The organism is Sphingomonas sp. P4_G2 (assembly GCF_056401155.1).
The window spans coordinates 1-9155 of sequence record NZ_JBFUJY010000021.1; the positions used below are offsets into that span (position 1 = coordinate 1).

At 65.2% G+C, this 9155-nt stretch carries 7 protein-coding genes and 1 pseudogene; 4 read left to right on the forward strand and 4 right to left on the reverse strand.

Annotation, left to right across the window (positions count from 1 at the left end):
• The 4 genes and pseudogenes from AC1DRD_RS22685 to AC1DRD_RS22700 all read right to left on the reverse strand — a co-directional run.
• Positions 1-230, reverse strand: a pseudogene (locus AC1DRD_RS22685) (ornithine carbamoyltransferase); the annotation flags it as partial.
• Between the two features lie 160 nt (positions 231-390).
• Positions 391-1590 carry an acetylornithine transaminase gene (locus AC1DRD_RS22690; RefSeq protein ID WP_478033086.1) on the reverse strand — a complete coding sequence of 400 codons (1200 nt, stop codon included), beginning with the start codon at positions 1588-1590 and terminating at the stop codon, positions 391-393.
• 277 nt (positions 1591-1867) lie between these two features.
• Entirely contained in the window at positions 1868-2581 is a 714-nt protein-coding gene (locus AC1DRD_RS22695) for a hypothetical protein (RefSeq protein ID WP_478043153.1), read from the reverse strand.
• 120 nt (positions 2582-2701) lie between these two features.
• Positions 2702-3511, reverse strand: coding sequence for an ABC transporter permease (locus AC1DRD_RS22700; protein ID WP_478033088.1), 810 nt, complete (start codon positions 3509-3511; stop codon positions 2702-2704).
• Between the two features lie 106 nt (positions 3512-3617).
• Between AC1DRD_RS22700 and AC1DRD_RS22705 the strand changes: the two genes are divergently transcribed.
• The 4 genes from AC1DRD_RS22705 (at position 3618) to AC1DRD_RS22720 (ending at position 9009) form a co-directional block, all read left to right on the forward strand.
• On the forward strand, positions 3618-4298 hold the full coding sequence (locus AC1DRD_RS22705) for a GcrA family cell cycle regulator (RefSeq protein WP_478033089.1): 681 nt from the start codon (positions 3618-3620) through the stop codon (positions 4296-4298).
• 127 nt (positions 4299-4425) lie between these two features.
• On the forward strand, positions 4426-6408 hold the full coding sequence (gene parE / locus AC1DRD_RS22710) for a DNA topoisomerase IV subunit B (RefSeq protein WP_478033090.1): 1983 nt from the start codon (positions 4426-4428) through the stop codon (positions 6406-6408).
• 69 nt (positions 6409-6477) lie between these two features.
• Positions 6478-7683, forward strand: coding sequence for a hypothetical protein (locus AC1DRD_RS22715; protein WP_478033091.1), 1206 nt, complete (start codon positions 6478-6480; stop codon positions 7681-7683).
• A 3-nt stretch (positions 7684-7686) separates the two neighbouring features.
• Positions 7687-9009, forward strand: a complete 1323-nt coding sequence (locus AC1DRD_RS22720) for a serine hydrolase (RefSeq protein WP_478033092.1) — start codon at positions 7687-7689, stop codon at positions 9007-9009.
• The last annotated feature ends 146 nt before the right edge of the window (positions 9010-9155 follow it).

Sequence of the window (9155 nt, forward strand, 5' to 3'; positions counted from 1 at the left end):
GTCACGATGCTGGTGCCGCCCAATTGGCGGATCGCCATGTCGAAGCTGAAGCGGGTGCGGGTCGAGTTCTTCTCGAACACCATCGCCAGCACATGCCCGGCGAGCGGCGCATCGGCGTCTATTTTGCCCTTGGGCCAGCCCGCGCGCGCCGCCTTGCGGTCGAGCGCATCCGCCAGCATCGCGGCAACGCCGTCAGGCCCGGCGTCGGACAGGTTGAGGAAGTGGCGCAAAACTAAAATTCCTCCCCGTTTACGGGGAGGGGGACCGCGACGCGAAGCGGCGTGGTGGAGGGGGCGAGCCCCAAGCGATGTAGGTGCGGAGGGCCCCCTCCACCGTCCGCTTCGCGGCCGGTCCCCCTCCCCGTGCCGGGGAGGATTTGGACGGTACCGTTCACGCCGCCACGGTGGCGGCGGCATAGGTCCGCGCGCCTTCGCTCAGCCGCTCGATACATTCGGCGATATGGTTTTCCTCGATCACCAAGGGCGGCAGCACGCGGAACACATTCTCGCCCGCGGCGACCGTCAGCAATCCGTGATTGTCACGCAGATGGGCGACGAAATCGCGGCTGACCGCCGGCTCCTTCATCTTGATACCGAGCATCAGACCCTTGCCGCGGATTTCCTCGAACAGATCGTCATGGTTCGGAATGAGCTGTTCGAACGCTGCACGCAGGCGGTCGCCCATCGCGGTGACGTGCTCGAGAAAGCCCGGCTCGAGCATCACGTCGAGCACCGCTTCGCCCGCCGCCATCGCCAGCGGATTGCCGCCATAGGTCGAGCCATGCGTGCCGATTACCATCCCCTTGGCCGCTTCCTCGGTGGCGAGGCACGCGCCGAGCGGGAAGCCGCCGCCGATGCCCTTGGCCACGGTCATGATGTCGGGCGTGATGCCGTAATGTTCATAGGCCCACATCTTGCCGGTACGCCCATAGCCGCACTGGATTTCGTCGAGGATGAGCAACAGGCCGTGCTCGTCGCACGCCTTGCGCAGGCCCCGGATGAACTCGGGCGTGCCGGCGGTCATCCCGCCCTCGCCCTGCACCGTCTCGACCAGGAAGCCGGCGGTCTCGTCATCGATCAGCGCCAGCGCACCTTCGAGGTCGTTGAACCTGGCATAGTCGAAGCCTGGCAGCAGCGGTTCGAACCCGTCGCGCATTTTGGGCTGATCGGTCGCGCTGATCGCGCCGAGCGAGCGGCCGTGGAAAGCGTTCTTGAAGGTAATCAGTTTGTAGCGTTCGGGATTGCCGTTGACGTCGTGATAGCGGCGCGCGGTCTTGATCGCGCACTCGATCGCCTCGACGCCCGAATTGGTGAAGAACACCGTGTCGGCGAAGCTGATGTCGACAATGCGCTGCGCCAGGCTCTCGCCCTGCGGCGAGCCGTACAGGTTCGACACGTGCATCAGGGTCGCGGCCTGGTCGGCGATCGCCTTGGTCAGCTTGGGATGGCCATGGCCGAGCGCATTGACCGCAATGCCGGCGGCGAAATCGAGATAACGCTCGCCGCGCTCACCAATCAGGAAGCAGCCCTCACCTCGGACCGGACGCACCCCGCACCGCGGATAGACGGGCATGAGCGGAGTGATAGTCACGGCGATGGCCTCCTTCAGTTGCGAAAAAGCAAAAAGGGCGGCCCATCCGGACCGCCCGGAGCGGGCATTTACTTGGTCCGGCCACGGAGCGTCAACACCATGGGGTCGAATCGGCCATGACAGGGGTTTGGTGGGTCATGCCCAGGGTGCATGATACCCGGACCGCTTTGCCGCACGAGCCGGTCGAAACGATCGACAAGCGCTGCCGACCGCGGTCGTGGGCTCGTCCGGATGGCGCGGGCGACGGGTGGCGGGACACTCCGCCACCCGCTGCTGATCAGTTGTTGCGCGGCTGGTAGATGCCGTCGTCGGGCGGCGGCATATTGTCTTCGTCCTGCCCGTTGGGATCGTCATAGCGCTGATCGTCATTGGGCGGGGGCGCCGCGCCATAAGAGTCGCCGGCCGGAGGCGTCGCGCGGTAGGAATCGTAATTCTGCGGCGCAGTACGGCTGGGATCGTATGACGGCGCCGTACGGTACGGATCGTTCGTGCGCGGCGCGGTATTATAGGCGTCGTCCGGCGCGGACGAATACGGTTGCCCCTGGTCGTCATCGTCGCCGGGCGCGCGCCGGGCACTGTCATAACCGCCCTGAGGCGTCGACCCATAAGCGGGCGGATAGTCCGTCGATCGGCCGCGATAGGCATAGTCATTGCCCGAGTCGCCGCGCGCCTCGCGCAGATCGCGCAGCAGCGCAAAGGTCCGGCGCGTGAGATCGCGGCGCACATCGCCATCGTCGTCGCGCTGGGCGCGGCGGTCCAGCCGCACCAGCTCGTCGGCTTGTTCGCGCAAATTGCTCGCCTGATCGTCGGAAATCTCGCCGCGGCCCTGGGCGGTATCGATCATCGAGCGGACCTGATACGGCGTCGGCACCGAGCGACGGGCATAGCCGTTACCGTAACTGCCAGAATAATCGGGATTATAGGATTGCGCCGTCGCAGGCGCGGCGCTCAGGACGGCGAGACTCGCCGCCGATATCAACAGAATGCGCATTACCGGAACTCCACTGGGTGGGATCATAACGCGCGGTAGCAGTGGGATGTTGCGTGCAGGCTGAATGGCCGCGTCAGCCGGCGTTCACGCACACCGGCCAAGCGCCACGACGGGGACCGGTCAGGACTTGATCTTCCAGCCCTTGTTGAGCAGCCAGTAACAGGTCAGCGCGAGGACCACGTCCAGGCCAAACACCACCGCGCTGCCGATCAGTACCGGCGAATCGGCGGTGCCGAGGAAGCCGTAGCGAAAGCCCGAGATGATGTAGAAGAACGGGTTGGCATGGCTGAACGCGCGGAACGCAGGCGCCAGGCGATCGACCGAATAGAAAGTGCCCGACAACAGCCCGAGCGGCACGATGACGAAATTGGTCACCGCCGCGGCATGGTCGAACTTGTCCGCCCAGATCGAGGTCAGCACGCCGAGTAGCGACAGGAACGCTGCCCCCAGGAACCCGAACCAGATCACCGCCCAGAGATGCTGCGGCCAGACGCCGATGCCGTAAAGCGCCATCGCTGCCCAGACGATGAAGCCGACGATGAACGCGCGCGTCATCGCCCCGCCGACCAACGCCGCGAGCAATTCCATCGTCGACAAGGGCGGCATCAGATAGTCGACGATCGTCCCCTGGATCTTGCCGACCAGCAGCGAGAAGCTGGCATTGGCGAAGGCCGGGCCCATCATTCCCTGGCTGATGATCAGCCCCGGCGCGATGAAATCGCCGAACGGAATGTCGACGCCGCCGACCGTCACCGGCCGTTTGGCGCCCGTCGCGACGGTGAAAACGACCAGAAATAGCAAGGTCGTGGCGGCCGGCGCCCAGATCGTCTGCAGGTGCACCTTGAAGAAACGGCGCACCTCCTTCACATAGAGGGTTCTCAGGCCACCCCAGTTCACGCTCCGGATCACCGGAACGCCGGGGGGTGCCATAACAGTGATTTTCTCACCGGAAGTGGTGGGCGCGTCCATCGGCCACGCAGGTAGGCGCTGACGCGATGCCCCGCAACCGTCCGGTGACGTTTTGGAAGGAATGTGAATGAGCTGGACCGACGACCGCATCGATACGCTGAGGACGATGTGGGAAAAGGGCATGACGGCGAGCCAGATCGCCGAGGCGCTGGGCGATGTCAGCCGCAACGCGGTGATCGGCAAGGCCCATCGCCTGGGCCTGCAATCGCGCCCGTCGCCGGTGAAGCCGAATGACGACAGCGCGTCGGCGGCGCCCTCCCCAGCGCCGGTCAAGAAGGCGGCGCCGCCCGTGACCGAGGCACCACGCCCCGCGCCCGCTCCTGCCCCCGCACCCGCCGCGGCCCCAGCGGCGTCGTCGGCCGCGGCGATACCCACTACGCCTGCTACCCCTGCCCCCGACGCCCCGCCGCAGCCGATCCTGCGCTCGGTCGGTCCCGGCGGCTTCGTGCGCCAGGCACCGGGCGAGCAGCAGCCGCCAATCGCCCCCGCACCGCCGCGCCGCCTGGTCCCGGCCAAGCCGTCGCCCGAGATTGCCGGCAAGACCAGCCTGCTCGATCTCAACGACAAGATCTGCAAATGGCCGCTCGGCCACCCCGGCGAACCCGATTTCCATTTCTGCGGCGACAAGGTGAACCCGGGTTTCCCCTATTGCGTCGCGCATTGCGGCCACGCCTATCAGGCACAGCTGCCGCGCCGCGATCGCCGTCCGCCGCCGCCGCTGCCGTTTGGCGGCCCGCGCGTCCGCTGATCCGGGATCATCGATGAACGCAAATCGCGCGTCCGAACAGCATTCGGGCGCGCGATTTGCTGTGGATAGCCGACGCCGTCTTGCGCGCGGCCCTTGCGGCGGATTCCGCCCCTCCTATACGTGATACATGTCCGACGATTTGTTCGCTTCCTCCGGTAAGCCCGGCACCGACTATGACGCCTCCTCGATTGAAGTGCTCGAGGGGCTCGAACCCGTCCGCCGCCGCCCCGGAATGTATGTCGGTGGCACCGACGAGCGCGCGATGCATCACCTCGCCGCCGAAGTGCTCGACAATTCGATGGATGAGGCGGTGGCCGGGCACGCCACCCGGATCGAGGTCACGCTTGAGGTCGGCAACCGGCTGACCGTCGTCGACAATGGCCGGGGCATGCCGGTCGACCCGCATCCCAAATTCCCCGACAAATCGGCGCTCGAAGTGATTCTCTCGATGCTGCATTCGGGCGGCAAGTTCGACGGCAAGGCCTATGCGACCTCGGGCGGGCTGCACGGCGTCGGCATCAGCGTGGTCAACGCGCTGAGCGAGGACACCGTGATCGAGGTCGCGCGCAATCGCGAATTGTTCCGCCAGCGTTTCTCCAAGGGACTGACGCTCGGGCCGATCGAGAAATTGGGGCCGACTCCCAATCGCCGCGGCACCTCGGTCGCGTTCACGCCCGACCCCGAGATTTTCGGACCCGAATTGCACTTCAAGCCGGCGCGGCTGTACAAATTGGCGCGCTCGAAGGCGTATCTGTTTGCCGGCGTCGAGATCCGCTGGAAATGCGCGCCCGAGCTCATCACCGACGACACTCCGGCGGAAGCGGTGTTCCAATTCCCCGGCGGCCTGGCTGATCATCTGAAGGAACAGATCGGCGACCGCGAATGCGCCACCGCCAATTTCTTCGCGGGCAGCCAGGACTTCCCCGGCGAGCAACAGGGCCGCGTCGAATGGGCGGTGGCCTGGCCGTTATGGTCCGACGGCAGCTATAGCTGGTATTGCAACACCATCCCGACCCCTGACGGCGGCACCCACGAAGCGGGTCTGCGCGCCGCGCTCGTCCGCGGCATCCGTGCGTTCGGCGAATTGGTCGGGCAGAAACGCGCCAAGGACATCACCGCCGACGACGTGATGGTCGGATGCGAGTTGATGCTTTCGGTTTTCATTCGCGAGCCGCAATTCCAGAGCCAGACCAAGGACCGTCTCACCAGTCCCGAAGCGGCGACCATGGTCGAGCGCGCGGTGCGCGACCATTTCGACCATTTCCTCTCCGACAATATGGATCGCGGCAAGGCGCTGCTCGGCTATGTCGTCGAGCGGATGGACGAGCGCCTGCGCCGCAAGCAGGAGCGCGAGGTCAAGCGCAAGTCGGCGACGTCGGGGCGCAAGCTGCGCCTGCCGGGCAAACTGACCGATTGCTCGGCCGACGATCCCGCCGGTACCGAGATTTTCATCGTCGAAGGCGATTCGGCCGGCGGATCGGCCAAGCAGGCGCGCGACCGCAAGACCCAGGCGATCCTGCCTATCCGCGGCAAGATCCTCAACGTCGCCTCGGCGACCAGCGCCAAGATCTTCGCCAATCAGGAGATTGCCGACCTGACGCTGGCACTGGGGTGCGGCACGCGCAAGGACTGCGAGCCGGACAATCTGCGCTACGAACGCGTGATCATCATGACCGACGCCGATGTGGATGGCGCGCATATCGCGACGTTGCTGATGACCTTCTTTTTCCAGGAGATGCCCGACATCGTCCGGCGCGGACATCTCTATCTGGCGCAACCTCCGCTCTATCGTCTGACTTCTGGCACCAAGAGCCTGTACGCGCGCGACGACGCGCATCGCGCCGAGCTCGAGGCGAAGGAATTCAAGGGCAAGAAGGTCGAAGTTAGCCGGTTCAAGGGGTTGGGCGAGATGAACCCCAACCAGCTCAAGGAAACGACGATGCATCCCGGCTCGCGCGGACTGATCCGCATCACCTTGCCGCAGGAATATGAGGAGCGCGCGGGGGTGAAGGACCTGGTCGATCGGCTGATGGGCACCAACCCGGCGCACCGCTTCGCCTTCATCCAGGAAAATGCCGCCAGATTGGACGAAGAAGCCATCGACGCCTGATCGCGCGAGGCTTCCGCTATTCGAAGCAGAATGGTACGAATAGCCGCCGCGTCTTGGAGGATTCACGTCATGTCGCGTAGTTTAATCCTGTTCGCTTCATTGCTCGTCTCTGCTCCGGCCGCCGTTGTTGCGCAGGATAAGGTGGCCGACGCTTCCAAGGCCGACATCATCATTATCGGCGAGCGCCTTCCCGACCTGCAAAAAGCGCTGAATGCCTGTGTCGAGCGGAAATGTCCGCCCGATCAGGACATCAATGCCACGCTGAAGGTCGCCGAACACCAGTTCGTCGACGGCAAATATGAGGATGCGCGTTCCACGCTGTTAAAGTCGATCGGCCGCAACAAGCGCTTCGCGCACGACTATCCCGAACCGGTAGCCGACCTGCTCCGCGCCAATTACCGGATCGCCGCGCATCTGGGCGACGGAGAGGCGTTCCGCGTCGGCACGTTCGATATGGTGAGCGCACTCAAGGCCGGTCTGCCCGAGAAAGATCCGCGCGTGCTGGGCGGGGAGGTCGAAGTCGGCGACATGTATGCGCGGTTCAACCGTGTTGACGAGGCAGTCGACAAATATTCGAGCGTCGAGCGCCAGGCGGTGAAGCTCGGCCTGTACAATATCCAGGGCATGGCACGCCTGCGTATCGTCGGGCTGTACAGCCAGCTCGCGATAGCGCTGCCGTTCGAATATAAGGGCGAAGCGCGCAAGGCGGCGGACTGGCTGATCAACAATCCCGATCCGCACATGAAGCCGTTCGGCCAGGCCGCACGCGTGCTAATGGCGCGCCTGGATGCCAAGACCGGCGACCCCAGTGCAGTCGACAAGCTGATCGCCGATTATCGCGCCACCGATCAGGGCAGTGCACCGGTACTGCTTTATGCTCCACCGCTCAAATCGACCGACGACACCGACCGCGGAGCAAATTCGGGAGAGACGCTGACCAAATTGTCGCGGACCAATTATGATGGCGAATGGGTCGATATCGGCTTTTGGGTAACCCCTGACGGCCGGGTCAGCGATGCCGGCGTGTTGCGGTCGGGCAAACCGGCCGATGAGCCCTATTGGATAAAGCCGATCCTGGCAGGGATAAGCGCTCGGCGTTATGCCCCGCTCAAAATAGATCCGTCGCAGCCGGGGATAATGCGCATTGAACGCTATACGCTGACCGCGCGACTCACGACCAATACGGGCTCGCGGTTGCTGGTCCGGGAGGCTAGGCCGCAGATCGAGATGCTCGATCTGTCGGTCGATCCGCCGGCCGGTCCGAAAGCGAGCTGAAATTTGGCGAAACGCGTGTGGATGATCCGCGCGCTCGTCGCGCTCGCCTTCCTGGCACCAACCGCGCCCGCATCCGCCCAGTCGCCTGCTACCAACGCCGTGACTGCCGATCCCGCGCTCAACGCGCGGACCGCGGAATTGATCGCCGCGATCACGGGAGCGCAAAGCTACGACAGTTATTTCGCGCCGAGTTTCCGGGCGGCGCTAGCCAGGGCAAAGTGGGACGCAGTGGTCGCGTCGATGACCGCGCAGATGGGCAAGCCGCTGGCGATCGACAGACTGACCGCGGTCACGCCGTTCTCGGCCAATCTGCGCGTCCGGTTCGAGCGTGGCGTGGTCAATGCCCAGATCGCGATCGACCCGGCGCCGCCGCATCAGGTCGTGGGGTTGTTGTTCACCGGCCCAGAAATGGCGGGGGATACGCTCGACAAGCTTGCCGCCGATATCCGCGCGCTGCCCGGGACGACCGGCCTCGGCATCTATGCGCTCGGCGAAGGCGCGCCGCGTCTGGTGGCCGGGATCGCGCCCGACAAGGCGATGCCGCTCGGCTCGGCGTTCAAGCTGTGGGTGCTTGGCGAAGTGGCGCGCGAGGTGGGTGCGGGCGAGCGCAAATGGAGCGATGTGGTGCCGATCGGGCCCGCCTCGCTGCCCTCTGGCATTACGCAGAACTGGCCGGCGGGCAGCCCGGTGACGGTCCAGACGCTCGCCACCCTGATGATCTCGATCAGCGACAATACCGCGACGGACACGTTGGTGTCGCTCGAAGGCGATCGGCTCGATGACTTCGTGACCAAGGCGGGCGCGCCCGGCCTAGCGCCGATGCTGACGACGCGACAGATGTTTGCCCTGAAAAGTCCCGCCAATGCCGATCTCGCGGCACAATGGGCGACGTCGTTGATGCCGTCGGCAAGGCGCACGCTGCTCGACAGGAACGCGGCGCGGTTACGGACGACGCCAGTCGATCCGATGATGTTCGCCGGCAGGCCGACCAAGATCGATACACTCGAATGGTTCGCCAGTCCCGCCGAGACTGCCGGAATCCTGGATTGGCTCCGCAAGCAGGGTGGCGAGACACCCTTGTCGCTGCTGGCGATCAATCCCGGGATCGATCCCACAACGCGCGGCAAGTTCGATTATATCGGGTTCAAGGGCGGGTCGGAACCGGGCGTCGTCACGCTCAATTTCCTGGTCAGGCGCAAGGACGGGCGCTGGCTGGCGATCGCCGCCGGCTGGCATCGCAACGACGCCGGTGTCGAGGAGAACCGGCTCATCATGCTGATGACGCGGGCGCTGGTGCTGCTTGCCGACGCACCCTTGCCGAACTGACCGGCGATACATTTCGTCTCGGGACGGCAGCGCGGGAAGGCGAGAATCCCTTCTCCCCTTGTGGGAGAAGGAGGGGCCCATTGCGTCAGCAATGGGAGGATGAGGGGAGCGACCGCGTAGCGGTCGCGGGGGGGGGGGGGGGGGGG

What these genes read in the sequence shown, in the direction of transcription:
- AC1DRD_RS22695 (WP_478043153.1), bottom strand. Translation starts at nt 2,581, where the DNA reads ATGCGCATTCTGTTGATATCGGCGGCGAGTCTCGCCGTCCTGAGCGCC.
- AC1DRD_RS22700 (WP_478033088.1), bottom strand. Translation starts at nt 3,511, where the DNA reads ATGGCACCCCCCGGCGTTCCGGTGATCCGGAGCGTGAACTGGGGTGGC.
- AC1DRD_RS22705 (WP_478033089.1), top strand. Translation starts at nt 3,618, where the DNA reads ATGAGCTGGACCGACGACCGCATCGATACGCTGAGGACGATGTGGGAA.
- parE (WP_478033090.1), top strand. Translation starts at nt 4,426, where the DNA reads ATGTCCGACGATTTGTTCGCTTCCTCCGGTAAGCCCGGCACCGACTAT.
- AC1DRD_RS22715 (WP_478033091.1), top strand. Translation starts at nt 6,478, where the DNA reads ATGTCGCGTAGTTTAATCCTGTTCGCTTCATTGCTCGTCTCTGCTCCG.